The sequence below is a fragment of the Pseudoalteromonas sp. NZS11 genome (assembly GCF_015864765.1).
GTDB classification, from domain to species: Bacteria; Pseudomonadota; Gammaproteobacteria; order Enterobacterales; family Alteromonadaceae; genus Pseudoalteromonas; species Pseudoalteromonas arctica.
Genome location: NZ_JADYWP010000004.1, coordinates 126,676 through 150,599 on the forward strand (window position 1 = coordinate 126,676; position 23,924 = coordinate 150,599).

At 39.1% G+C, this 23,924-nt stretch carries 26 protein-coding genes; 18 read left to right on the forward strand and 8 right to left on the reverse strand.

Features of this window, described 5'->3' with window-relative positions; genetic code table 11:
- Positions 1 to 2: 2 nt before the first annotated feature.
- Together I6E82_RS10185 and I6E82_RS10190 are read right to left on the reverse strand one after the other, a co-directional pair.
- A complete protein-coding gene (locus tag I6E82_RS10185; protein ID WP_101164209.1) occupies positions 3 to 563 on the reverse strand; it encodes a YajG family lipoprotein in 561 nt (186 codons plus the stop codon).
- Entirely contained in the window at positions 564 to 1,706 is a 1,143-nt protein-coding gene (locus I6E82_RS10190; RefSeq protein WP_010555194.1) for a methyltransferase, read from the reverse strand.
- Positions 1,707 to 1,748: 42 nt separating this feature from the next.
- On the opposite strand from I6E82_RS10190, the gene I6E82_RS10195 reads away from it, so the two are divergent.
- The 17 genes from I6E82_RS10195 to cyoE all read left to right on the forward strand — a co-directional run bounded on the left by I6E82_RS10195 (position 1,749) and on the right by cyoE (position 18,386).
- Entirely contained in the window at positions 1,749 to 2,360 is a 612-nt protein-coding gene (locus tag I6E82_RS10195) for an alpha-ketoglutarate-dependent dioxygenase AlkB family protein (protein WP_197117802.1), read from the forward strand.
- 61 nt (positions 2,361 to 2,421) lie between these two features.
- On the forward strand, positions 2,422 to 2,733 hold the full coding sequence (locus I6E82_RS10200; protein WP_197117804.1) for a BolA family protein: 312 nt from the start codon (positions 2,422 to 2,424) through the stop codon (positions 2,731 to 2,733).
- Between the two features lie 107 nt (positions 2,734 to 2,840).
- Positions 2,841 to 4,034, forward strand: a complete 1,194-nt coding sequence (gene fabV, locus I6E82_RS10205; RefSeq protein ID WP_197117806.1) for an enoyl-ACP reductase FabV — start codon at positions 2,841 to 2,843, stop codon at positions 4,032 to 4,034.
- A gap of 363 nt (positions 4,035 to 4,397) precedes the next feature.
- Positions 4,398 to 5,741 (forward strand): Na(+)-translocating NADH-quinone reductase subunit A, encoded by a 1,344-nt coding sequence (locus I6E82_RS10210; protein ID WP_010555190.1) that lies wholly within the window; start codon positions 4,398 to 4,400, stop codon positions 5,739 to 5,741.
- Positions 5,742 to 5,745: 4 nt separating this feature from the next.
- Positions 5,746 to 6,948: an NADH:ubiquinone reductase (Na(+)-transporting) subunit B gene (locus I6E82_RS10215; RefSeq protein ID WP_007584889.1), complete on the forward strand. Its 1,203-nt coding sequence runs from the start codon at positions 5,746 to 5,748 to the stop codon at positions 6,946 to 6,948.
- Positions 6,941 to 7,693 carry a Na(+)-translocating NADH-quinone reductase subunit C gene (locus I6E82_RS10220; protein WP_007584890.1) on the forward strand — a complete coding sequence of 251 codons (753 nt, stop codon included), beginning with the start codon at positions 6,941 to 6,943 and terminating at the stop codon, positions 7,691 to 7,693. The genes I6E82_RS10215 and I6E82_RS10220 overlap by 8 nt, the downstream gene beginning before the upstream one ends.
- The gene (locus tag I6E82_RS10225) at positions 7,693 to 8,325 is read left to right on the forward strand and encodes an NADH:ubiquinone reductase (Na(+)-transporting) subunit D (RefSeq protein WP_007584891.1); all 633 of its coding nucleotides are present in this window, start codon (positions 7,693 to 7,695) and stop codon (positions 8,323 to 8,325) included. Before I6E82_RS10220 ends, I6E82_RS10225 begins: the two co-directional genes overlap by 1 nt.
- A 10-nt stretch (positions 8,326 to 8,335) precedes the next feature.
- Positions 8,336 to 8,944 carry an NADH:ubiquinone reductase (Na(+)-transporting) subunit E gene (nqrE, locus tag I6E82_RS10230; protein WP_007584892.1) on the forward strand — a complete coding sequence of 203 codons (609 nt, stop codon included), beginning with the start codon at positions 8,336 to 8,338 and terminating at the stop codon, positions 8,942 to 8,944.
- Positions 8,945 to 8,963: 19 nt separating this feature from the next.
- Positions 8,964 to 10,193: an NADH:ubiquinone reductase (Na(+)-transporting) subunit F gene (gene nqrF, locus I6E82_RS10235; RefSeq protein WP_007584893.1), complete on the forward strand. Its 1,230-nt coding sequence runs from the start codon at positions 8,964 to 8,966 to the stop codon at positions 10,191 to 10,193.
- A gap of 109 nt (positions 10,194 to 10,302) precedes the next feature.
- A complete protein-coding gene (locus I6E82_RS10240; protein WP_197117809.1) occupies positions 10,303 to 11,334 on the forward strand; it encodes an FAD:protein FMN transferase in 1,032 nt (343 codons plus the stop codon).
- Positions 11,335 to 11,435: 101 nt separating this feature from the next.
- The gene (gene nqrM / locus I6E82_RS10245) at positions 11,436 to 11,648 is read left to right on the forward strand and encodes a (Na+)-NQR maturation NqrM (RefSeq protein ID WP_007376137.1); all 213 of its coding nucleotides are present in this window, start codon (positions 11,436 to 11,438) and stop codon (positions 11,646 to 11,648) included.
- A 1,175-nt stretch (positions 11,649 to 12,823) separates the two neighbouring features.
- On the forward strand, positions 12,824 to 13,243 hold the full coding sequence (locus tag I6E82_RS10250) for a hypothetical protein (RefSeq protein WP_007581161.1): 420 nt from the start codon (positions 12,824 to 12,826) through the stop codon (positions 13,241 to 13,243).
- Between the two features lie 319 nt (positions 13,244 to 13,562).
- Positions 13,563 to 14,522, forward strand: coding sequence for a ubiquinol oxidase subunit II (gene cyoA / locus I6E82_RS10255; RefSeq protein ID WP_121954119.1), 960 nt, complete (start codon positions 13,563 to 13,565; stop codon positions 14,520 to 14,522).
- A 2-nt stretch (positions 14,523 to 14,524) separates the two neighbouring features.
- Positions 14,525 to 16,513, forward strand: a complete 1,989-nt coding sequence (cyoB, locus tag I6E82_RS10260) for a cytochrome o ubiquinol oxidase subunit I (protein WP_007581166.1) — start codon at positions 14,525 to 14,527, stop codon at positions 16,511 to 16,513.
- Complete coding sequence (cyoC, locus tag I6E82_RS10265) at positions 16,510 to 17,136, forward strand: cytochrome o ubiquinol oxidase subunit III (RefSeq protein ID WP_007581168.1); 627 nt, start codon at positions 16,510 to 16,512, stop codon at positions 17,134 to 17,136. Before cyoB ends, cyoC begins: the two co-directional genes overlap by 4 nt.
- Positions 17,136 to 17,492: a cytochrome o ubiquinol oxidase subunit IV gene (gene cyoD / locus I6E82_RS10270; RefSeq protein WP_024589276.1), complete on the forward strand. Its 357-nt coding sequence runs from the start codon at positions 17,136 to 17,138 to the stop codon at positions 17,490 to 17,492. Before cyoC ends, cyoD begins: the two co-directional genes overlap by 1 nt.
- Positions 17,493 to 17,501: 9 nt before the next feature.
- Entirely contained in the window at positions 17,502 to 18,386 is an 885-nt protein-coding gene (cyoE, locus tag I6E82_RS10275; RefSeq protein ID WP_007581172.1) for a heme o synthase, read from the forward strand.
- Between the two features lie 60 nt (positions 18,387 to 18,446).
- On the opposite strand, the gene I6E82_RS10280 is transcribed toward cyoE, so the two are convergent.
- Positions 18,447 to 19,034 (reverse strand): FMN-binding negative transcriptional regulator, encoded by a 588-nt coding sequence (locus I6E82_RS10280; RefSeq protein WP_197117811.1) that lies wholly within the window; start codon positions 19,032 to 19,034, stop codon positions 18,447 to 18,449.
- Positions 19,034 to 19,609 carry a GNAT family N-acetyltransferase gene (locus tag I6E82_RS10285; RefSeq protein WP_024589274.1) on the reverse strand — a complete coding sequence of 192 codons (576 nt, stop codon included), beginning with the start codon at positions 19,607 to 19,609 and terminating at the stop codon, positions 19,034 to 19,036. Before I6E82_RS10285 ends, I6E82_RS10280 begins: the two co-directional genes overlap by 1 nt.
- Positions 19,610 to 19,715: 106 nt before the next feature.
- On the opposite strand from I6E82_RS10285, the gene pdxR reads away from it, so the two are divergent.
- On the forward strand, positions 19,716 to 21,173 hold the full coding sequence (gene pdxR, locus I6E82_RS10290; RefSeq protein WP_197117813.1) for a MocR-like pyridoxine biosynthesis transcription factor PdxR: 1,458 nt from the start codon (positions 19,716 to 19,718) through the stop codon (positions 21,171 to 21,173).
- Here pdxR and I6E82_RS10295 read toward each other — a convergent pair whose 3' ends face one another.
- The 4 genes from I6E82_RS10295 to I6E82_RS10310 all read right to left on the reverse strand — a co-directional run bounded on the left by I6E82_RS10295 (position 21,174) and on the right by I6E82_RS10310 (position 23,812).
- Positions 21,174 to 21,839: a hypothetical protein gene (locus I6E82_RS10295; RefSeq protein ID WP_197117816.1), complete on the reverse strand. Its 666-nt coding sequence runs from the start codon at positions 21,837 to 21,839 to the stop codon at positions 21,174 to 21,176. It lies immediately after the preceding gene.
- Positions 21,840 to 21,924: 85 nt separating this feature from the next.
- Positions 21,925 to 22,419, reverse strand: coding sequence for a TlpA family protein disulfide reductase (locus I6E82_RS10300; RefSeq protein WP_197117818.1), 495 nt, complete (start codon positions 22,417 to 22,419; stop codon positions 21,925 to 21,927).
- Between the two features lie 62 nt (positions 22,420 to 22,481).
- Positions 22,482 to 23,390, reverse strand: a complete 909-nt coding sequence (locus I6E82_RS10305) for a histone deacetylase family protein (protein WP_197117820.1) — start codon at positions 23,388 to 23,390, stop codon at positions 22,482 to 22,484.
- A gap of 53 nt (positions 23,391 to 23,443) precedes the next feature.
- Positions 23,444 to 23,812 (reverse strand): PilZ domain-containing protein, encoded by a 369-nt coding sequence (locus I6E82_RS10310; RefSeq protein WP_007581201.1) that lies wholly within the window; start codon positions 23,810 to 23,812, stop codon positions 23,444 to 23,446.
- Positions 23,813 to 23,924: the final 112 nt, after the last annotated feature.

A 23,924-nucleotide genomic window follows, 5' to 3' on the forward strand; every position in this document is an offset into this window, starting at 1 on the left:
AGTTAACCTTCTAAAAATTCTATTAATTCAGGGTCAGATACAATGCGGGTAATAATTTGCTCAGTCAACTTATTGAGCTGACCTTCTATTTTTACTCGCTCGTGACTAAACGGACCTTCTAAATTAGCACTGCCTCTATACACTTTACTAAAATTACTTGAGGCGCGAATAACGCGCACGCCAAGCTCTATATGGGCTTCGCTGGTATGGCTCACTAGTTTTTCGGTTACCACCGCTTGTAGTGCATGAATATCTACTTCAAAGCGTACAGACGCTAAATTAGAAATACTGGCACCATTGCGGCTAAGGGCGCTGTCTAAAACACTTTTAACTGATTCAGTAAGGCCTTGGCTTGCAAAGGTTTTAGTTTTGTCTGATTCAATAAGTTTAAGTGTTGACGAATCGCCACGTAAATCAATTACACTGGTGCTTAAGCTACTATTTATAGTGCTTATTTGACCACTTTTATAAACAGGATTGAGTATTACTTGGCTAGGCTGATTCGCACAGCCACCAAGTATTAGTAATACACAACACCCAATTATAATGTTTGTTAATTTCATTTATAGCATTCCACTATTTTTAGTTGCACTTAGAACGACAAACTTTTTGTTTGAGCCTAATAACTTACAGTTTCCGAACATACGGTTTAATTTATCGTGATAATCTAAATGACGATTACCAATAATACGCAGCTCGCCGCCTTCTTTTAAAGTATCTTTTGCTTGTTTAAACATTTGCCAAGCAATGTGATCGGTAACAGCCTGAGCTTGGTGAAATGGAGGATTACAAAGCACCATATCCACACTGTCTCTTTCAAAGCCTGTTAAACAATCGTTTTCGATGAACTCACAGTTATCAAACTTATCGCCTAGGTTAATTTCTACATTTAACCGGGCTGACTCTACTGCCATGTAAGACTCATCAACAAAGGTAATTGATGCATTAGGGCAACGAGCAAGCGTCATTAATCCAACAACGCCGTTACCACAGCCTAAATCTATAATGCTTTTAGCTTTTGGTGTTTCTGGTAAGTAGTTAAAAAAGAAGCGCGCACCAATATCCAACGAATCACGCGAAAACACATTTGCATGATTTGTTATATTAAACTCAGTACCTTCAAGCTCCCATGTTATAGGGAAGTCTGCTGCTTTATATCCGCCTTTAGCTGTGCTTAATATAAGACGAGACTTTTTAACTGCTAGGCTTGTTGTTGTTTCACCAATAAATTGCTCAAATGATTTTATTGTTGAATTATGAATTTCTTTTGTTTTACCTGCGGCAATTACTGGCGTACCAGGTGCAAGTACTTCACTGAGTTCACTTAATTGGAACTGTAAAAAACCTACATTACGAGGGATTTTAATAAGTACTAAATCTACATCCTCTGGTAATGCCGACAAACTATCTACTTGCGTAAACTCTGCTGTAGGCAGCTTGTTTTCTTGTAAGTTATAAGCCGCAGCTTGGTGGCTAATATAAGAATCATTAACTGAACAAACCGTTAACTTATTAAAATAACAAGCAAGTGCACCAAAGCTATCGTTTAAAATAAGCAATGAGCGACAATCTGGGTGATGTTCGTTAACATAATTGATAAGGTACTCATCTGCCGAATCCCACGCTTGTAAGCTGCGGTTTTTTTGATCCAATGGAAAGCGTTCAAGAGTAAAGGTTTTATCGCCTAGCTGGGCTTGCGTCGTCATAATGGTTCGTTGATCAGTAATCTAATGTAGGTAAATTCTAACATGCAACGGCAAAACGCCAACCCCCAACAGTTACCAAATGGCTTTTCTTATCAAAGTAGGGCACTTAGTGCACAAAAAAGCCTCGATCTATTTTATTATTTGCAAAAAAACCTACGTTGGCAGCAACCCGATGTAACCGTTTATGGCAAAACGGGGCCTATTCCACGACTGCAATGTTTCATGAGTGATTTAAATATTGAATACGGCTATTCAAGTAGTAAGCAAATAGTAGAACCATGGGATGAATTGTTACTTAATATGAGAAGGCGTTTAGAGGCGCACTTAAATCAGCCTCTAAACTCATTACTCGTTAATTATTACCGAGATGGTAATGATACGATGGGATGGCACAGTGATGATGAAATAGAGCTTGGTGATAAACCAACAATTGTGTGTGTCTCTCTAGGAGCTGATCGGGTTTTAAAGTTAAAGCACAAGGCGAGCAATAAAGTAACCGACTTGAAATTACAAAGTGGCAGCTGTTTAATAATGAGCGGACATAGCCAGCGAGACTTTCAACATGCAATACCTAAGCAAACAACGCTTGCACATCCCCGAATAAGTTTAACTTACCGATTTATTAAGCACATTAAACAAAAGCAATTTAGTTAGCCAACCGCTGCGTTAAATTGTTATAGTAAGTGTATAAATTAGCTAATTAAAACGGTCTTTTATGTCAATGCAGCAACAGATCCAAGAAAAAATAAGCAACGCTATTGCGTGTAAACATTTAAACGTAATCAACGAAAGCCATATGCACAGTGCGGGCACTGAATCACACTTTAAAGTAATAGTGGTTAGCGAAGGTTTTGCGGGTAAGCGTTTATTACAACGTCATCGCGAAATTAATGAAATTTTAAAAGATGAGTTAGCAAATCATATTCATGCACTCGCTATTCATACATATACACCCGATGAGTATGCAGAGCAGGGCGGTGAAGCGCCTGATTCACCTAATTGTATGGGTGGCTCTAAAATTAGCTAAGTAATGTTTTAGAGTATTTGATGAGTGTTTAACTGATCAGATCAGTGTTTTTAGTATTAGCCTTTAAACTAGCGCTAATTTTTATTGTAAAAGATATAGGATGATCAATGGTCATTAAGCCTAAAATTCGTGGATTTATCTGCACAAACGCACACCCAGCTGGTTGTGCAGAGCATGTTCAAGAACAAATTAACTATGTAAAACAACAAGGCGCATTAAAAAGTGCACCAAAAAATGTATTAGTTATTGGCGCATCAACAGGCTACGGCTTGGCATCGCGCATTACTGCTGCGTTTGGTGGTGGTGCTAAAACATTAGGTATTTTCTTTGAAAAAGAAGGTACAGATCGTAAAACAGGTTCTGCTGGTTGGTACAATACCGCTGCTTTTCAAGAAGCTGCAGACGAAGCAGGTCTTTGGTCTAAAAATATTAATGGCGATGCGTTTTCTAACGAAATCAAGCAAAAAGCAATCGACACTATTAAAGCAGATTTGGGTAAAGTAGATTGTATTATTTACAGCCTAGCGTCTCCTCGTCGTACTGATCCAAATACAGGCGAAGTGTTCTCATCTACACTTAAGCCAATAGGTAATGCAGTAACCACTAAAAACTTAAATACATCAAAGCGTGAAATTGATGAAATTACGGTTGAAGCTGCAAATCAAGACGATATCGACAACACTATTAAAGTAATGGGTGGTGAAGATTGGGAAATGTGGATTGATGCATTAAAAGAAGCCGGTGTACTTGCCGATAACTTTAAAACTACAGCGTATACTTATATTGGTAAAGAGCTAACATGGCCAATATACGGACACGCTACTATTGGTAAAGCTAAAGAAGATTTAGACCGTGCAACGGCTGCTATTAAAGAATCGACAAAAGATTTAAATGGTGAGGCGTATGTTTCATCACTTAATGCAGTAGTGACACAAGCAAGTTCTGCTATTCCTATTATGCCGTTATATATTTCTGCTTTATTTAAAGTTATGAAAGCAGATGGCACGTATGAAGGCACCATTGAGCAAATTCACGCATTATTTAGTGAAAACCTATATGGTGAATCGCCTCGCTTTGACGACGGTGGGCATTTATTCCAAAACTATAAAGAGCTAGAAGACGATGTGCAAGCACGCGTTCAAGCTGTATGGGATAGTGTTGATACAAGCAGCATTGATGAGCTAACAGACTATGTTGGTTACCATAATGAGTTTTTACGCTTATTTGGTTTTGGTGTAGACGGTGTTGACTACGATCAAGACATAGATTCAGTTAAGCCAATTGCCAATATGATTGACTAACAGAATTTAGTTATAAAAAGCCGCAATAGCGGCTTTTTTTGTATTATGCGATTTGTTTAATTTGCGATGAAATCAGGAACGATAATTGCTTAGGCTACCACTTTGGTCTACCTTGATTTTTATTTAAATCACTTAACAAAACTAAATAAGTGTTTCTGTCGTATAATTTTCATAAATACACTCGCATAGTCATCTAAAATGATGTTAAAATCTCGACAATATGTGATGAGTTTTACTACGTTGCTTGTTTGATATTTCTAGCAAGCTGCTCTTTTGTACCTTGATATAACTTGGAATAACTCAAATGGCGACGTGGTTGATACGATTTTTCAGTTTCTTTCCTTTAATGTAATGCAAGTGCGTATGATCAATATAAAAAAAGGTCTGGATTTACCCTTAGAGGGCGCGCCACAGCAAGTTATACATGACGGTTCTGCTGTCAAACGTGTAGCTGTGCTTGGCGAAGAGTTTATCGGTATGCGTCCAACCATGCATGTTCGTGTGGATGACCAAGTCAAAAAAGGCCAGGTACTTTTTGAAGATAAAAAGAACCCAGGCGTCCTATTTACTGCTCCAGCTTCTGGCACAGTAAAAGAAATAAATCGTGGTGCTAAACGTGTGCTGCAATCTGTTGTTATTGAAGTAGCAGGCAGTGAGCAAATCACCTTTGACTCTTTCAAAGCAGACGAGCTTGCGAGCTTAGAGCGTGAAAAAGCCAAAGAAGTACTTATCCAGTCTGGTCAATGGACAGCACTTCGTGTTCGCCCATTCAGTAAAGTAGCGGCTGTGGATGCAAATCCTAGTTCTATTTTCGTGACCGCAACTGACACAAACCCATTAGCTGCAGATCCTGCAGTGATAATTGCCGAAAATGCGCAAGCATTTGAAGCGGGTCTTGCTGTTATTTCGCGTTTGACCGATGGAAAAGTATTTGTGTGTAAAAAAGCAGGTAGCCAAGTTCCTAGCTCATCTATAGCTCAAGTAGAAGTACATGAGTTTGGTGGTGTGCATCCGGCTGGCCTCGTTGGCACTCATATCCATCATCTTGATGCAGTTTCTGTTAGCAAACAAGTTTGGCATATTGGTTACCAAGACGTTATTGCGTATGGTCACCTATTCCTTACTGGTGAAATTTACACAAATCGTGTTATTTCGCTTGCAGGTCCTCGCGTTAAAAACCCACGCTTAGTGAAAACACAATTAGGTGCTTCATTGGATGATTTAGTGGCTGGTGAGCTAGAAGACGGAGATAACCGCGTTATTTCTGGTTCTGTTCTATCAGGTTCTATTTCAAACGGTGTTCATGCATTCTTAGGTCGTTACCACGTTCAAGTATCTGTTTTACTTGAAGGTCGCGAAAAAGAATTGTTTGGCTGGATTGCACCAGGTAGTGATAAATTCTCTGTAACGCGTACATTCCTTTCTCACCTTGCGCCGAGTCGTTTATTTAAAATGACAACGTCAACAGGTGGTTCAAAACGTGCCATGGTACCAATTGGTAGCTACGAGCGCGTAATGCCGCTAGATATTTTGCCTACTCTATTATTACGTGACTTAATTGCACGCGATTTAGACAGTGCAATTTCATTGGGCGCGCTTGAACTTGATGAAGAAGATTTAGCGTTATGTACCTTCGTTTGTCCAGGCAAATACGAGTATGGTTCTATCCTACGCGATTGCTTAACTACGATCGAGAAGGAAGGCTAGAGAGATGGGTTTAAAAAAATATCTAGAAGATATCGAGCCGAATTTTGAAGCCGGTGGTAAATATGAGAAGTTTTATGCACTGTATGAAGCAGCTGCAACTATTTTTTATACACCAGGCTACGTAAATAAAGGCGCGACACACGTACGCGATAATATCGACCTAAAACGCATGATGATTTTAGTGTGGATGGCGACGTTCCCAGCTATGTTTTTTGGTATGTTCAATATCGGTCATCAGGCCGCAGGTGCTTTAGCACAAGGTTTTGAACTAGCAAACACGTGGCAAGTTGGTTTGTTCCAGTTATTCGGTGGTGAATTAACCGCTGATGCAGGCTGGGGCGCTAAGATGTTCTATGGAGCATGTTTCTTCCTACCTATCTACGCGGTAACATTTGCAGTAGGTGGTTTTTGGGAAGTAATATTTGCTTCTGTGCGTAAGCATGAAATTAACGAAGGTTTCTTCGTTACTTCAGTATTATTCGCACTTATTTTGCCTGCAACGATTCCTTTATGGCAAGTTGCGTTAGGTATTACGTTTGGTGTAGTAATCGCTAAAGAAATCTTTGGTGGTACTGGCCGTAACTTCTTAAACCCTGCTTTAGCCGGTCGTGCGTTCTTATTCTTCGCATACCCAGCTCAAATCTCGGGTGACACAGTATGGACAGCAGTAGATTCTTTCTCTGGTGCAACTATGCTAGGCCAAGCTTTCATCGGGCAACTAGACTTTGCAAACATGGAGTTATGGTGGAATGCGTTTTACGGTTTCATTCAAGGTTCTGTAGGTGAAACATCTACACTTGCATTGTTAGTAGGTGGTTTGTTCTTAATTTACGTTCGTATCGCTTCTTGGCGCATCGTACTAGGTGTATTCCTAGGTATGGTAGCAACTGCATTTTTACTAAATGCTGTTGGCTCAGAAACTAACCCTGTATTTGCAATGCCTTGGTATTGGCATTTAGTACTAGGTGGCTTTGCGTTTGGTATGTTCTTTATGGCTACTGACCCTGTATCAGCTGCATTTACTGACAAAGGTAAATTGGCATATGGTCTATTAATTGGCTTTATGGTGGTTATGATACGTGTTGTGAATCCTGCTTTCCCAGAAGGTATGATGCTAGCAATCTTATTTGCTAACTTATTCGCTCCACTGTTCGATCACTTTGTAGTGCAGGCTAATATTAAGCGGAGGTTGGCACGTAATGTCTAGTAATAACGAATCAATCGGTAAAACGTTATCAGTTGTTGTAGCACTATGTTTAGTGTGTGCAATCATTGTATCGTTTGCTTCTGTACAGCTTCGTCCTTTACAGCAAGCTAATAAAAACAAAGATATTCAAAGCAATATCTTGGCTGCTGCGGGTATCGATAAAGTTGAAAATGTTTTAGAAACATTTGATGCAAAAATCGAAGCGCGCGTTGTAAACATGACTACAGGTGAGTTTGTAGATACAGACCCAACAATTTTTGATTTTGAAAAAAGCAAATATGATGCAGCGCTAAGTGTTTCTCTTCAAGAGAAAGGCGTTAAAGATATTGCTGGTATTCAACGTGTGACTAAAGAGTCGCCGGTGTATATCTCTAAAAAAGAAGATGGCTCAGTTGATGCAATTATTCTTCCTATCCAAGGCTACGGCTTATGGGGCTTAATGTACGGTTTTATCTCGCTTGAAAGCGACGCTGAAACAGTTAAGAGCATTATCTTTTATAAGCATAATGAAACCCCAGGTCTAGGTGGCGAAATCCAAAATCCACAGTGGACTGCTACATGGGAAGGTAAAGAACTTCCAATTCAAATTGTTAAAGGTACTGCGGGCAATGATGAGCATAAGATCGATGGTCTTTCAGGTGCTACATTAACGTCTAACGGTGTTGATCATGCAGTTGACTTTTGGACTGGCGAAAATGGCTTTGGCCCTTTCCTTGCGAAAGTACGTAAAGGAGCGTTGAAATAATGGCTGATACTAAAGAAATGAAGGCGGTCCTATTTGGTCCGGTTTTAGCTAACAACCCAATCGCACTACAAGTACTTGGTATTTGTTCTGCGCTAGCGGTAACGTCTAGCTTAAAAAATGCGTTAATCATGTCAATCGCATTGACATTAGTAACTGCATTTTCGAGCTTCTTTATCTCGCTTATTCGTAACCAGATCCCATCATCTGTTCGTATCATCGTACAAATGACAATTATTGCATCGTTGGTAATCGTTGTTGACCAAGTATTACAGGCATTCTCTTACGCTACGGCAAAAGAGCTTTCTGTATTCGTTGGTCTAATTATTACTAACTGTATTGTAATGGGTCGTGCTGAAGCATATGCGATGAAGTCGCCACCAATTATGTCTTTCCTTGACGGTATTGGTAATGGCTTAGGTTACTCTGTAGTACTACTTACTGTTGGTTTCATTCGTGAGCTATTCGGTAAGGGTTCACTATTCGGTGTTGATATTATCCCATTAGTACAAGATGGCGGTTGGTATCAGCCTATGGGTCTATTGATCTTACCACCGAGTGCATTCTTCATCATTGGTTTATTCATATGGGTACTTCGTACTTATAAGAAAGACCAAGTAGAAGCTAAAGCGTAAGGGGCAAATAGTGGAACATTATATTAGTTTATTTGTAAAAGCCGTTTTTATTGAGAACTTAGCGTTGTCATTCTTCTTAGGCATGTGTACTTTTTTAGCAGTATCTAAAAAAGTAACTACATCAATTGGCCTAGGTATAGCGGTTATAGTTGTATTGGGTATTTCTGTACCTGTTAACAACTTGGTTTACCATGCGGTACTTGCACCAGGTTCACTTACTTGGTTAGGTTATCCAGATGCGGATCTTAGCTTTTTACGTTTCTTAACTTTCATTGGTGTTATTGCAGCACTTGTGCAAATTCTTGAAATGGCATTAGATAAGTTTTTCCCTGCACTATACAACGCATTAGGTATCTTCTTGCCACTTATCACAGTTAACTGTGCAATATTTGGTGCGGTATCTTTCATGGTTGAGCGTAACTATGACTTCGGCGAGTCTGTTGTCTATGGTATTGGCGCTGGTGTTGGTTGGGCGCTTGCAATTACATTACTTGCAGGTATCCGTGAGAAACTGAAATATTCAGACGTACCAGATGGCTTACGTGGTTTAGGTATTACCTTCATCACTGTTGGTTTAATGGGACTTGGCTTTATGTCATTCTCTGGTATTTCACTGTAAAGGGTAGCGAGGATAAATCATGGATTATCAGATTTTCTTAGGCGTTGGTGTTTTTATCGCTATCGTTGTACTACTAGTTTTAGTGATCATTGGTGCTAAATCTCAGTTAGTTGCAAGCGGTGACATCATCATCGGTATTAATGGCGATAAAGACAAAGCCATTACTACATCAGCAGGTAATAAGCTTTTAAGTGCATTATCTGAGTCAGGTATATTTGTATCATCTGCTTGTGGTGGCGGTGGCTCTTGTGGTCAATGTCGTGTACACATTAAAGAAGGTGGTGGTGATATTCTGCCAACTGAGCTTGATCACATTTCTAAAGGTGAAGCCCGTGAAGGCTGTCGTTTAGCGTGTCAGGTAAATGTTAAAAACGACATGGAAATTGAACTTGAAGAGTCAATTTTCGGTGTTAAAAAATGGGATTGTGAAGTTATCTCTAACGATAACAAAGCAACGTTCATTAAAGAACTTAAACTGCAAATCCCTGGTGATGAGTCAGTGCCTTTCCGTGCGGGTGGTTACATCCAAATCGAAGCGCCACCTCATCATGTTAAATATGCAGATTTCGATGTTCCTGAAGAATATCGTGGCGATTGGAACCATTTTGGTTTCTTCGATCTGGAGTCAAAAGTAGACGAAGAAACAATTCGTGCATACTCAATGGCTAACTACCCAGAAGAAGAAGGCATCATTATGCTTAACGTGCGTATTGCTGCTCCGCCTCCAAGAAACCTAAGCTTGCCATGTGGTAAAATGTCTTCGTACATTTGGTCACTTACAAAAGGCGACAAGGTAACTATTTCAGGTCCATTTGGTGAGTTCTTTGCTAAAGACACAGATGCAGAAATGATCTTTGTTGGCGGTGGTGCTGGTATGGCGCCAATGCGTTCACATATCTTTGACCAACTTAAACGTTTGAACTCTAAACGTAAGATGAGCTTTTGGTATGGTGCACGTTCTGAACGTGAAATGTTCTACGTAGAAGATTTTGACGGCCTAGCCGCTGAAAATCCTAATTTCGTATGGCATACAGCACTTTCAGATCCACAACCTGAAGATAACTGGGAAGGCTATACTGGCTTTATCCATAACGTGTTATTCGAGAACTATCTTAAAGACCACGAAGCGCCAGAAGATTGTGAGTACTACATGTGTGGTCCTCCAATGATGAACGCGGCAGTTATTACTATGCTTAAAGATTTAGGTGTTGAAGACGAAAATATCTTACTAGATGACTTCGGTGGCTAACACTAATACCAAAACAGTTTAGTTTTGGTTAAAATACCAGCCTCGTAGCACTTGTGTTACGAGGCTTTTTTTATTCTTTAATTTTATCAATCTATTAAGTAGAGCTGTTATGAATCGAGTAAGTACTTCACAAGGCATAATGGCCTTTTTACTAATCACACTGACCTTATTACTGTCTGGGTGTGGCGAAAAACCAGAGTCGAGGGAAACCTTTTTAGAAGGTAAGACTATGGGCACCACTTATCATATTAAATATTACGATGAGCAGGGCCAGCTATCAGCTTCACAATTACAGCTGCAAATAGACGCTGTTTTAAAAGATGTGAATCAGTCTATGTCTACTTACATAGAAGACTCTGAAATAAATACATTTAACAGATTACCAGCAAATCAAGTTATGCCAATTAGCGAAGATTTTAGGGCTGTTATCAGCGAGTCTATTCGCTTAGGCGAATCAACTAAAACACTCGATGTCACTATGGGGCCTTTAATTGATTTATGGGGCTTTGGTCCTGATAAAAAACCAACCAATCGCCCAACAGATGAAGAGCTTGCTTCAATGGTTGAAAAAATAGGTATTGATAAGCTTATTTTAAATGAACAGGGTTTAGCTAAAACAGTTAATGGGTTAGAGCTTTCGTTTTCAGCAACGGCTAAAGGCTACGGTATCGACAAAGTAGCGCAGTTATTAGAAAGCCACAGTATTACCAATTACATGGTTGAGATTGGTGGTGAGCTACGTATAGCGGGTGAAAAGCCAAATAACCAGGATTGGAAAATTGCGATAGAACAACCAGATGCACAACCTGGAGAGCGTAAAGTACACCGTGTTTTATCACCAGGTACAAGTGGGATCGCAACATCAGGTGATTACCGTATTTTTTATAAAATGGATGGGGAGATCTATACTCATTTAATTGACCCTGTAACCGGCATGCCTATTAAGCACGACTTAGTGTCGGTAACTGTGCTTCATCCAAGCGCTATGACAGCAGATGGTTTAGCGACTGCTCTTACTGTGATGGGTATGGAGAAAGCTCAGGCATATGCTCAGCAGCACGATTTGCCAGTGTATTTAATAGGTAAATCAGAAGAGGGTTTAGTTACTTATTCAAGTCCTGCATTTAAACCTTATTTGTAGTATGGTGCTGGCTTGTTTATTTTCGCGTTATTTGGGTATATAATAGCAGTCGCTCAAAAATGTTTGAGTTTAATTAATTGCTGATCAATAGGGGCTAAGCAATGTCACTTTTTCTTCTTACTTTTGGCTTACTAATTTTGATAGTTTCGGCTATGGCCGTTGGTATGATCGTGCAAAAAAAATCTATGGCAAGCAGCTGTGGTGGTTTAGGTTCGGTTGGTATTGATAAAGCCTGTGATTGCGATGATCCATGTGATAAACGCAAAAACCGTTTAGCAAAAGAGCAAGCCTGGAAAGAAAACCAAATTATTTAAGCCCGCCTTAAATATTAAAAAGCGCTTTATAGCGCTTTTTTTGTGTCTGTAAAACTGCTTAACTCGATAGCTTCTAAAGTAATCCAATCTTAATGTATTAGACAAACGTCTATAGTTTAGTTTTTTTCACCTATTAGGTTTATTTTTCTCGTTTGTCAAATTGGAGCTAACACTCTAAAGTTTAACCATAGACACAGAGCAAGGCTCTCGTCATAAGCTTGAGGCAAGTTAGCCTCGCTTAAAAGAATCTTTATATTGTGTGTGAAGATGTTGTCAGTGTGAAAGACAACTCAAGTTCGGTGGATTCACTTCCATAAAGAACGAGTTTGAGTTGTTTTTATTCCCTTTCAATACCACGTAATGTAAACCAAGAATCTTTATATTGTGTGTGAAGATGTTGTCAGTGTGAAAGGCAACTCAAATTCGGTGGTGACTGCATTTGAGTTGTTTTTATTTCCCTACAATGCCACGCAGTGTAAACCAAGAATCTTTATATTGTGTGTGAAGATGTTGTCAGTGTGAAAGGCAACTCAAATTCGGTGGTGACTGCATTTGAGTTGTTTTTATTTCCCTACAATGCCACGTAATGTAAACCAAGAATCTTTATATTGTGTGTGAAGATGTTGTCAGTGTGAAAGGCAACTCAAATTCGGTGGTGACTGCATTTGAGTTGTTTTTATTTCCTTACAATGCCACGCAGTGTAAACAAAAAATCTTTATATTGTGTGTGAAGATGTTGTCAGTGTGAAAAGCGGCTCAATTTCGGTGGTGACTGAATTTGAGCTGTTTTTATTTGTGCCACACAATTATTATTCCTTCCAAAAAAACCTATAATTTTATTAAATATTCTACTTTAAATTATTTTTAATTCAAGCTAACTCATTGTTTTTATGTTGTTATTTTTTATTAACAAAATAGCTTTGAAAGCTTAACCAAAATTAATTGATTTTTAGTTGAACAGAAAATTCTCTTTGTTATACTCACGTTCAAACTTTCAGTAAGTTTTGAAAGTTTGATTGATACGGATCAATTTTCACAAGGTAAATATGTGCTAGCTGGATTTGATTGTATTTAGCACCTGGTTTTAGGGCTTACAACAGCAATGTTTTTTAAATTTTCCATTGCAAACTGTATTCCTCTAATTTTGTTATAGTCATTTTAGTAGGTTAATGTTTTTGAACACACTTTCTTTGCATCATACAAATACGGATCTTGCCTCTGGCGAGCCGCAGACGTGTGAGCGCTTGAATAAAGCAGGCAAGGGCGTGTGTGTAGCTATAACTTTATTAGTGTTTAATACTGTAATGTTGCTAAGCGGTGCACTAGAGGATGCCTTCAAGCTTGAAGCGCTATTAAGTGATGGGTTTATTGTAGAGCCGCTGTTACTTACTATTGTGCAATTTTTAGCTCATCCGATCATATCAAGTCAGTTACTTATTGGCCTTTGCTGGCTATTGTTCCATATTTTTCCAGCGCGTCGTGCTGGAATTATCCTCCGTAAAGCAGCCTTTGCTTTTAGCGAGGCTAAAGTTCTTCAGCCAGTGCAAGTTGCACACGGTTGTCGTGCTCCACCTAGCTTTACAGGTTGTCTGTAAGGCTGCATTTTGTTGCTGGTTTTAATTATTTGTTCTTGCTGTAAATAATTAAGGTTAGCTAAAACAAAGTAGCTCAGTGTTTTTTAAACACATTTCAGCCAACCACCACTCACCCAAGTTAACTTTTATTACGTTATATAAATGCGTTTAGAAAGCTGGGTTTGTTGCTAGGTCATTATTGGCATGAGCTTTAGGTTTTGAATAGCCCCCTTATTTTTTATAATTTAATTCTAGTTAACTTGGGTTTTACCGAAAAATCGTTGCTTTGTTTTTTATTTAAAGCAGCAAATTAGAACTTTTAGGTTTGTAGGATACTCCCTTGTTAATTCGTAACCTTTGTAATATTGCTTTAGCTAGTACAGTGCTGGCGTTGTCAGGCTGTAAAGGCGGGATACTCGATCCAAAAGGGCAGATAGGCATAGATGAGAAAAATTTAATCATCATCGCAACCGTGCTTATGTTGCTTGTAGTCGTTCCCGTTATTGTGATGACTTTGTATTTCGCATGGAAATATAGAGACACGCAAACTCATGAAATTTACGCTCCAAAATGGGCTCATTCAAATAAAATTGAAGCTGCAGTTTGGGCTGTCCCTATTGTTATTGTGATTATTTTAGGTGTTATTACCTGGGTGTCTACCCAAGAGCTAGACCCTTACAAACCAATTGAAGGTAAAGGTAAGCATCTTACTGTTGAAGTGGTTTCATTAAACTGGAAGTGGCTATTTATTTATCCTGAGCAAGGTATTGCTACGGTTAATGAATTAGTGTTTCCGGCTAATGTACCTGTTGAATACAAAATCACTTCAGAGAGCACAATGAATTCATTTTTCATTCCGCAATTGGGTAGTCAAATATACTCAATGGCCGGTATGGAAACCAAGCTTCACTTAATTGCTAATGAGCCAGGTACATTTAAAGGCTTTTCGGCAAATTACAGTGGTGCAGGCTTTACTGGTATGAAGTTTAATGCCATTGCTACACCTACTCAAGCTGGTTTTGATAAGTGGGTGAGTGATGTAAAAGCGAATTCAAGCGCTAATAATCTTACTCATGCAAATTATGTTGAGCTTGCAAAAGCAAGCGAAAATAACCCAGTTGCTTATTACGGTAAAGTTGATGACGGCTTATTTCATACCATCGTTATGAAATACATGCAGGCACATGGCGATATGAACAAAAAGCAACATGCAATGGGCGAACATGGGCAAATGAGTAAGAAGCATCAAGTAATGGATGAACACTCAATGCCATCATCTCACAGCCAGGGCGAGGAATAATAATGTCGTTATTAGGTAAACTAACAATAGACGCAATTCCGTTTCATGAGCCAATTCTTGTGTTCACGATGTCGGTTATTGCTATAGCTGGGCTTATTATTGCCGGGCTTATTACAAAGTATAAAAAATGGGGCGTGCTTTGGCGCGACTGGATCACGTCTGTTGATCATAAACGCTTAGGCGTAATGTATATTCTTTTAGCACTAATAATGCTGTTCCGTGGTTTTTCTGATGCCATTATGATGCGTGCTCAGTTAGCGCTTGCTACCAGTGGTGCGCCCGGTTATTTACCACCTGAACACTACGACCAAATATTTACTGCCCACGGCGTAATTATGATCATATTTATGGCTATGCCATTTATGATTGGTTTAATGAACATTGTTTTACCACTGCAAATTGGTGCTCGCGATGTTGCATTCCCATTTTTAAATAACTTAAGCTTTTGGTTTACAGCCAGCGGTGCCATTTTAATTAATATGTCGCTAGTGTTTGGTGAGTTTGCTAAAACAGGTTGGGTGGCCTATCCACCGCTTTCGGAGTTGACCTTTAGCCCTGGGGTGGGGGTAGATTATTATATTTGGGCCTTGCAAATATCCGGGCTCGGTACACTTCTAACAGCAGTAAACTTTTTAGCAACCGTGTTTAAAATGCGTGCACCAGGTATGACCCTAATGAAAATGCCAATTTTCACATGGACATGTACGTGGGCAAACATCTTAATTGCAGCATCATTCCCAATTTTAACTGCTGTACTTGCAATGCTAACGCTTGACCGTTATCTCGATTTCCACTTCTTTACCAATGAATTGGGCGGTAACGCCATGATGTACATCAACCTATTTTGGGCATGGGGTCATCCTGAGGTATACATATTAGTATTACCAGCATTTGGTATTTTCTCTGAAATTATTTCGACCTTTGCCGGTAAACGTTTATTTGGTTACAAATCGATGGTTTACGCCAGCGGTGCAATCTCAATTTTAGGCTTTATTGTTTGGTTACATCACTTCTTTACGATGGGGTCGAGCGCTAACGTTAACGCGTTCTTTGGGGTAATGACCATGGTTATTGCCGTACCAACTGGGGTTAAGTTGTTTAACTGGTTATTTACTATTTACCGAGGTCGTTTACGTATTAGCGTACCGGTACTTTGGACTCTTGGCTTTATGGTTACCTTTACCGTAGGCGGTATGACCGGTGTATTACTTGCTATTCCTGGTGCCGATTACGTACTGCATAACAGCTTATTCTTAATTGCACATTTTCATAACACCATTATTGGTGGTGCTGTATTTGGCTACCTTGCTGGTTTTGTATTTTGGTTCCCTAAAGCAATGGGCTTTAAACTTAACGAAAAATGGGGCAAAGCATCATTCTGGTGTTGGATTATCGGTTTCTTCGTTGCATTTATGCCGTTGTACGTACTTGGTTTCTTAGGTATGACACGTCGTTTAAACCACACTAACAACCCAGATTGGAACATTTGGTTATACATTGCCGCAGGCGGTGCTGTAATAATTATGTTTGGTATTGTTAGCCAAGTAATTCAATTATATGTGAGCTTTAGAGACCGTGAAGCGCTTGACGATACAACAGGCGATCCGTGGAACGGCCATACACTTGAGTGGGCTACAAGTTCACCTCCGCAAATTTATAACTTTGCAACAATTCCACACATCGATGATATTGATGCATGGACCGACATGAAAGAAAAAGGCCAAGCATACCAAGATAAAGCAAACTATAGCCCTATTCATATGCCTAAAAACACATCAGCTGGCGTGTTAATGGCAGCAAGCTTAACAGTATTCTGTTTTGCAATGATTTGGCATATTTGGTGGTTAGCTGTTGTTGGGCTAGTAGGCGCAATTGCCATCTTTATCAAACGTTGTTACACCAGCGATGTTGATTACTATATTCAACCTGATGAAATTGCACGCACTGAAGCTGCGTATAATTCAAGTGGCATTAAGGAGCTAAAAGCGTGAGTACACTTTCTGCAAATTTAGAATCAGTATCGCACGATGATCATGCCCACGCGCATGATCATCACGATACATCGGGTGACACCATATTCGGTTTTTGGTTATACCTAATGACCGATTGCCTATTATTTGCCTCGTTTTTTGCCACTTACGCTGTGTTATTTATGAACACAGCCGGTGGTGTATCGGGTAAAGATATTTTTGAACTCGACTTTGTAGCAGTAGAAACTGCTGCACTACTTATTAGTAGTATTACCTTTGGCTTTGCCATGATTGCCGCTCAAGGGCAAAAAAAGGCACTAACACTGACTTGGTTATTTGTTACGTTTTGTTTAGGTGCTGTGTTTATTGGTATGGAAGTATACGAATTTCATCACCTAATTGTGCACGGTAATGGCCCACAACAAAGTGCCTTTTTAACATCGTTTTTCTCATTAGTTGGCTTACATGGATTACATGTAACGGCTGGACTAATTTGGATGACCATAATGATGATTGAAGTTGCTAAACGTGGTCTGGGTAAAGCAACCGTAACGCGTTTAAGCTGCTTAAGCCTATTTTGGCACTTCTTAGACATTGTTTGGATTTGTGTATTTACCGTTGTTTATTTGATGGGAGCAATGTAATGAGCCACAGCGAAACGCATGCGTTAAAACAAGCGCAAAGTGATCATCATGATGAATCTCATGGAAGTGTTAAAACTTACTTAATTGGCTTTGTGCTATCGGTAATTTTAACTGCTATACCGTTTTATATGGTTATGGAAGGTGACTTCTCAAAAGCAACAACGCTTTGGAGCATTGTTACTTTTGCAATCGTACAAATTTGGGTGCATTTAAAGTACTTTTTACACCTTAATTTTACCACCGAAAATGGCCGTGCAAGTACTTTCTCATTCCTATTCAGTGCTCTGATCATCGTAATGGTTGTTGGGTTATCTGTTTGGATCATTTATGAATCTAACGCAATGATGATGTACTAGGAGTTGAAGATGTTTCGTCGTTATTTATCAGTGACAAAGCCGGGTATTATTATGGGCAATTTGATCAGCGTAGCGGGTGGGTTTTTACTTGCCTCGCGCGGTGATATAGACCCATGGTTAATGATTGCCACATTAATTGGTTTGTCGCTAGTGGTTGCATCAGGTTGTGCTATCAACAATGTTATAGATAGAGACATTGATGTAGCCATGGCACGTACTCGTACGCGGGTAACAGTAACTGGCGAAATGTCGGCCTTTGCTGCACTTAGCCACGGTGTTTTATTGGGCGTTATTGGCTTTGGTTTACTTATCGCCTATACCACTCAAGCCGCGGTATTTTTTGCAGCCTTTGGCTACGTAATTTATGTAGGGGTTTATAGCCTCTACATGAAACGCAACTCAGTATATGGCACTTTTGTAGGCAGCCTTTCTGGCGCTGTACCGCCAGTAGTAGGTTACTGCGCCGTAACAGGGCAGTTCGATATGGGCGCATTAATACTGCTAGTTATGTTTAGCTTGTGGCAAATGCCGCACTCTTACGCCATCGCTATTTTTCGCTTTAAAGATTACCAAGCTGCAGGTATTCCAGTATTACCTGTGGCGCAAGGTATTGATAAAGCAAAGCGCCATATCGTACTTTACATCGCTGTATACGCATTAGTTGTGATGTTACTGCCAATTACTGGCTACACAGGTGCTGCTTTTATGGCTGTTGCTTGTATTACCAGCTTTTGGTGGTTGCTAATGGCGCTACGTGGTTATCGTCGTAATATTGATATGAGCAGTTGGGCACGTAAAGTGTTCGCATTTTCAATTATTAATATTACAGCGTTAAGCATTGCTATGGCTGTTGATTATCATAGTGTTGCTCCACAGCTATTAACGCTTACCTAATTTAAAATTTTTAACTATTCCAAAGTTAATCCAAAGGCTCGAAAGAGCCTTTTTTTATGCCTAAAATAGCTGTGCAATAGAGCGCTTATTGGCAAGTTCTAGGCTTTGTTTTATACGTGCTCTTACCTCAGGTGATTTATTTTGGCTTAGCTTAAAGTTTCCACTCCAATGAGTGGGAGTAAATTCTATAAAGCTTAATTGTTGATACATTGCTTGGCGATTGCTTTTGGGCACGTCAGTAATCTTCCACATTGGCGTAAAGCCTTGCTCAAAATGGCTCGTTAATTGCCGCATTATTTTGTCTTTCTCATTATCGCTTTCAATAATATTCACATTTGCAGTTACTTGTACTGATGAATAAAGCCAGCTCGGCAGTGTTTTATTATTACTATACGAGGGCGATAAATAACAGTTATCGCCACTAAATAGTAATTTTACTGACTGTTTATCACATTGCGCTAGCGGGTTATGTTTTGCTACGTGAGCCATAAATACATTACGTGAGGACTCATATAATACAGGTACTTGGCATATATTATTTAAGTCACTTTGCGAGCAGGGCATTAAAATACTCGCTAGAGGGAATTGCTCAACTAATGTCTGCAAACGTTCAATATGATGTTCTTGAAAATGTGTAGGTGGGTACATTAAAGCTTCTCCTCTAACTGTAATTTAATACTCTGCCAATGCTCGTCAATAATGCTAAATTTTGCAGTGCTTCTGTAACTCCCATCACTAAGGAGCCTGTCTTTATAAGCTATACCTTCAAATAGGGCTCCTAGTCGAGTAATTGCATTTCGAGATTTTTGATTTTGTTCGTGAGTATTAAATGTTATTCGCACTAAATTCAACGCGTCAAAAGCATAGCTAAGCAGTAAATATTTAGTGTGAGTATTAATATAAGTTTGCTGCCAGTGATTGCTTATAAATGTATGACCAATTTCAGCACTTAAGTTATGTGCATCTAATCTAAATAGTCGTGTAGTGCCTGCAACCTCTTTGCTGGCTATGTCTATTATGGCAAATACAATTTGTTCTTTTTTATTAAATTGTGCACTTGTAGTAAACCATTCCTTTAACTGTTCGGGTGTTTTTGTATAGTTGCTTAATACCCATTCCCATATTTTTGGATGTTGCCCAGCTTTATATAAGCCTTTTAAATGCTCATAATTTAATGGCTCTAATATGACCTTATTTGTTTTATGTATCTGTTGAGTAAACATGTTGCCTCTAAGCTTTGCTATTTACGAGCAACAAATGTACGCTTATTTGGTTTGGTAAAAACAACCAGAATTGGCTTTTTAGCTATACCAGTTTTAAAGGAATAACATGCAACCGCTTAATATTGAATTTAATAACTCAAACAAAGCTAAGTACTTACAAGTTGCAGATGCTCTGCGCGGTTCTATCGTAAAGGGAGATATTGCACCTGGTACAAAACTAAGTTCTGCTCGAGTTATGGCGCAAACGTATCAGTTAAACCGTCATACAATAATGAACGCATTGCAGTTATTAGTAGCCGAAGGATGGCTAGAGTCCCATGAACGCTCTGGGTATAGCGTCACTCAAACACTTCCAATTCAAAGCAGTGTTAACTGTGAGCACACGCCAGTTTTAACACCAAAACCTTATAAATTTGCTACAGAGTTAGCCGTGCCTGTTCCAGCAATGAATTTAAAAGACTACGTATATAATTTCGCAGGTGGACTTCCTGATTTAAATAGCTTTCCCTATAAAGAATTTAAACGCTCTGTAAGTCATATATTTAATCATTTAGATACCAGTAAACTTCATTATGGCGATATAGCTGGAGTGAGTGAGCTAAAAACTCAGATAGGTGATTACTTACATAAAACTAGAAATTTAAAAGTATTAGACTTACTTGTATGTAATGGCTCACAAGAAGCTTTATTTTTAATTTCAAAGGCATTTATAAGTAAAGATGACTTCGTAGCCGTTGAGACTTTAGGCTACCCGCCAGCACGTAAAGCGTTTGCTGCTTGTGGCGCGCAATTAATAGATATAAAACAAGATGAATATGGTTTATGTGTTGATGATTTAAAAGCGCAACTTAAACGATATCCAATAAAAATGCTCTACTTAACCCCGCTACATCAATACCCAACTACCGTTACGCTTTCGCCTACACGGCGCATGCAAATTTATCAATTATGTTATGAGTATGGCGTAATGATTGTAGAGGATGATTACGATCACGAATTTCATTATCGCTGTCAGCCATTACAACCTATGGCTGGGGACGATCCCGCTGGGATTATTATTTACTTATCTACATTTTCTAAAATCATGTTCTCAGGCGCTAGAATTGGCTACATTTGCGCAGCCCCTGAAGTATTAGCACAGTTAACCGCATGGAAGCAGTTAATGAATCATAAAAATGATGTGGTTATGCAGCTAGCCGTTGCGCACTTTATGCAAGAAGGTGGATTTGAGCGACACTTAAAGCGCATGACTAAACACTATAAACAACGTTATGAAGCAATGGACAATACGTTAGCGTTACTGCAAGCACAAGGCTCGCCAATAGAATATAAAAAGCCAGATGGTGGCATGGCAATGTGGGTTAACTTAAATAAAAATACGAGTAATATAAAACAAGCAATGCAAAGTAAAAGCGTATATTTACAAGCAGAATCTGAGTTTTACTTTGCTGATTCAGTGAGAAGTTTAATGCCTAAGCAATATAGTTATGTTCGCTTAGGCTTTGCAGGACAATCAGTTGAGGCAATGAAGCAAGGGCTCAAACTAATAACTGAATATAAATGACTATTTCATAAAATCATCAGCATTGTAATAAAGTGGTTTAAGGGTGCCGCAATTAATAAATTTATAAGTAAGCTCATTTTCAGCTGGGACACGTTTTGAGGTACGAAGCTTTTGCATACACGCATTCACTAAATCGACAAAAATAAGATGGTTATAGCTCGGCGCTTTTTGAATTTTATGAATATAAATACGCTCAGTGCCGTTTAGTGTGATCATGTCGTAGTCTTGCCATTGTGATGATTCACTCAACTCTTTTAGTTCTCTGGCATACAATTGCTTATCTAAGACCAGTTCTTTTTTTGAGTAAATTAAACGACCACCTTGTTGATAATCACCCTCATAAATATCAGCAGTAATTGTAATTTCCTCACCACGCATTAAATGCTGAATATTAAACGCTTGTGGTTTTACAGTGATTAACTCGGCATTTCTAACAAAGCCTAAAAATGGAACATCGGGGTTTCCTATTTTATAAACAACTTGCACATCATTGGGTAAATTATAGGTGGGTAAATTCATTGCAATAATAGACGAGCCTTGATTAACCAACACCATAGGGTGCTCAGCATTGTAAGCGGGGTCTACCGGTGGAAGTTCTGCTTTTTCTTCTTTAGCTGCGGCAAAGCCACTTAAAGTGATTAGTAATAAAGTAAGTAGTAGGCGCATTATAATCTCAATTAATTTATGAGCTTAAATTGTAGTATAAAGTTTATATTACTTATATTTTTAAACTAAATTTAGACCTATATTATTACTCAGGTATAGAGTGCAACAATGTTCGTGCCTTTAAATGTAGGTTTGCGTCCTCTGGGTTTGACGTATTAGTCAGCCACATTACATTGCCTTCTTTATTTACAAACAATGTAGTAGGTGTGCCTCGTATACCTAATTGCTGTGCTATTGCATCGGCTTTTACGGCTGTTTTAAAAGTATAACCTCTATCGCTAAGCGCTTTAGCGGGAGTAGCATCGTCATCTTCTTTAAAGCTCACGGCAATAACTTTTAATCCCATATCATCAATTTTTTGAAGTGCTGGCTGCAGCTTTTTACAGTACGGACACCACGTTGCCCAAAAGTGTAAAACGTAAGGTTGACCTAATAAATCTTGAGTATTGAGCGGCGACCCATCAGCCATTTGTAAATTTAATGTAGGTAGCTTAGGGTATGTTTCTTGCGTGCTTTCTTCTTGCGAATAGCTTGTAAAGCTTATAAAAATTAGTGCGATGGCAATAAATAGTTGTTTCATAATATGTTCGTTCTTATTTTACATATTAAATAAGAACGAGAATTTAACATTTTTATTTCAAACTAAAAGCGAGCGGCTTGCTCAACAACAATAGCGTGGCGTTTAGCGAGACGAAGATGGTCTTTATCGTAGCCACCACCTATTACTGTAGCAACGGGTGTGTTGTGTTCAAGGCAGCGTTTTAGCACTAAATGGTCGCGCTTAACTATGCCATCCCAGCTGATATCTAATTTACCCAAGCCATCGCCTTGCCAAATATCAACGCCAGCATCGTAAAGTACCAAGCTTGGGTTTAGCTCTTTAAGTAAATAACTCAAGGTGTCGTCAACTACGGCAAGGTATTCGTCGTCTTTCATATTATCAGCTAAGCCAATATCTAAATCGCTAGCGGACTTTCTAAAGGGGAAGTTTTTTTCACAATGGATAGAACAGGTATAAGCGTATGCTTGATGCTCTAACATTGCGGCTGTGCCATCACCTTGGTGCACGTCTAAATCAAAAATAAGTACGTTAGTTACTTCACCCGATTCAATTAAAGTTTGCGTGGTAAAGGCTAAATCGTTAACCATGCAGTAGCCCGAGCCAAAATCGGTATGCGCATGGTGTGTACCACCGGCTAAGTGACACGCTATACCATGTTTAAGTGCTAAACGGGCTGTTTGTAAAGTACCTTGAGGAGCTGTAAAGGTACGTGCCATCAGCTCTTTTGACCAAGGTAGGCCAATGCGACGCATTGCTTTTTCATCTAAGCGGTTATTCCACAAATCGTGTATGTAATTCTCGCAGTGTATTAGCTCAAGTGGCTCTGGCGTGCCTAATATTGGCTCAACCAGGTTATCGCCAATCAAACCCAGCTCTGCAACATACTGATATAAATGTGCAAACTTACTCATTGCAAAACGATGCTTTGGATCGAAATTAAACGAGTAGTTAGGGTGATACACCAAAGGTAAATGTGGATTTAAAGTCATGTTTGCACAAGTTAAAAAATTTGCACTATAGTAATCAACTAATCCAAATGAGTCTATTCTTGCGTGTCGTGAATCAACATAGCGAGTTCGCGATGTAATAGTTCGTCATCAGCTAAGTTTAGCTCTATTAAACGCTTTAAATAAGTAATGCTGTCTATATCAATATGGTGGCATTTTAAACCAATATGATCTGCTTCTATATGGCACACCACAACCTCCATTTTTATTTCTATTTCGCTTTGAGGCAGCGAAAAACGCAGAACAGCTTGGCTATTTTGGTTGCCAATAAAAGCATCACATTTAGTGATTAATGCGCCATGTAAAGATACATCAAGTAACTTACATGGGTATTGGTGATCATTAAAAATTACTTGTGCATCGGTTGAAAATAAAACACGAGAAAACTGACGACGATTTTGCATAACCTAATTTAGCCTTACTGTTTTTATAATAAATTAAGCATAGCGGGTAATTCTCTACATGCTAGCAGGATATGCTCCTGTAATGCTGGTGGCATAAAAAAGCCCCGCATAA

What these genes read in the sequence shown, in the direction of transcription:
- I6E82_RS10185 (WP_101164209.1), bottom strand. Translation starts at nt 563, where the DNA reads ATGAAATTAACAAACATTATAATTGGGTGTTGTGTATTACTAATACTT.
- I6E82_RS10190 (WP_010555194.1), bottom strand. Translation starts at nt 1,706, where the DNA reads ATGACGACGCAAGCCCAGCTAGGCGATAAAACCTTTACTCTTGAACGC.
- I6E82_RS10195 (WP_197117802.1), top strand. Translation starts at nt 1,749, where the DNA reads ATGCAACGGCAAAACGCCAACCCCCAACAGTTACCAAATGGCTTTTCT.
- I6E82_RS10200 (WP_197117804.1), top strand. Translation starts at nt 2,422, where the DNA reads ATGTCAATGCAGCAACAGATCCAAGAAAAAATAAGCAACGCTATTGCG.
- fabV (WP_197117806.1), top strand. Translation starts at nt 2,841, where the DNA reads ATGGTCATTAAGCCTAAAATTCGTGGATTTATCTGCACAAACGCACAC.
- I6E82_RS10210 (WP_010555190.1), top strand. Translation starts at nt 4,398, where the DNA reads ATGATCAATATAAAAAAAGGTCTGGATTTACCCTTAGAGGGCGCGCCA.
- I6E82_RS10215 (WP_007584889.1), top strand. Translation starts at nt 5,746, where the DNA reads ATGGGTTTAAAAAAATATCTAGAAGATATCGAGCCGAATTTTGAAGCC.
- I6E82_RS10220 (WP_007584890.1), top strand. Translation starts at nt 6,941, where the DNA reads ATGTCTAGTAATAACGAATCAATCGGTAAAACGTTATCAGTTGTTGTA.
- I6E82_RS10225 (WP_007584891.1), top strand. Translation starts at nt 7,693, where the DNA reads ATGGCTGATACTAAAGAAATGAAGGCGGTCCTATTTGGTCCGGTTTTA.
- nqrF (WP_007584893.1), top strand. Translation starts at nt 8,964, where the DNA reads ATGGATTATCAGATTTTCTTAGGCGTTGGTGTTTTTATCGCTATCGTT.
- I6E82_RS10240 (WP_197117809.1), top strand. Translation starts at nt 10,303, where the DNA reads ATGAATCGAGTAAGTACTTCACAAGGCATAATGGCCTTTTTACTAATC.
- nqrM (WP_007376137.1), top strand. Translation starts at nt 11,436, where the DNA reads ATGTCACTTTTTCTTCTTACTTTTGGCTTACTAATTTTGATAGTTTCG.
- cyoB (WP_007581166.1), top strand. Translation starts at nt 14,525, where the DNA reads ATGTCGTTATTAGGTAAACTAACAATAGACGCAATTCCGTTTCATGAG.
- cyoD (WP_024589276.1), top strand. Translation starts at nt 17,136, where the DNA reads ATGAGCCACAGCGAAACGCATGCGTTAAAACAAGCGCAAAGTGATCAT.
- cyoE (WP_007581172.1), top strand. Translation starts at nt 17,502, where the DNA reads ATGTTTCGTCGTTATTTATCAGTGACAAAGCCGGGTATTATTATGGGC.
- I6E82_RS10280 (WP_197117811.1), bottom strand. Translation starts at nt 19,034, where the DNA reads ATGTACCCACCTACACATTTTCAAGAACATCATATTGAACGTTTGCAG.
- I6E82_RS10285 (WP_024589274.1), bottom strand. Translation starts at nt 19,609, where the DNA reads ATGTTTACTCAACAGATACATAAAACAAATAAGGTCATATTAGAGCCA.
- pdxR (WP_197117813.1), top strand. Translation starts at nt 19,716, where the DNA reads ATGCAACCGCTTAATATTGAATTTAATAACTCAAACAAAGCTAAGTAC.
- I6E82_RS10295 (WP_197117816.1), bottom strand. Translation starts at nt 21,839, where the DNA reads ATGCGCCTACTACTTACTTTATTACTAATCACTTTAAGTGGCTTTGCC.
- I6E82_RS10300 (WP_197117818.1), bottom strand. Translation starts at nt 22,419, where the DNA reads ATGAAACAACTATTTATTGCCATCGCACTAATTTTTATAAGCTTTACA.
- I6E82_RS10305 (WP_197117820.1), bottom strand. Translation starts at nt 23,390, where the DNA reads ATGACTTTAAATCCACATTTACCTTTGGTGTATCACCCTAACTACTCG.
- I6E82_RS10310 (WP_007581201.1), bottom strand. Translation starts at nt 23,812, where the DNA reads ATGCAAAATCGTCGTCAGTTTTCTCGTGTTTTATTTTCAACCGATGCA.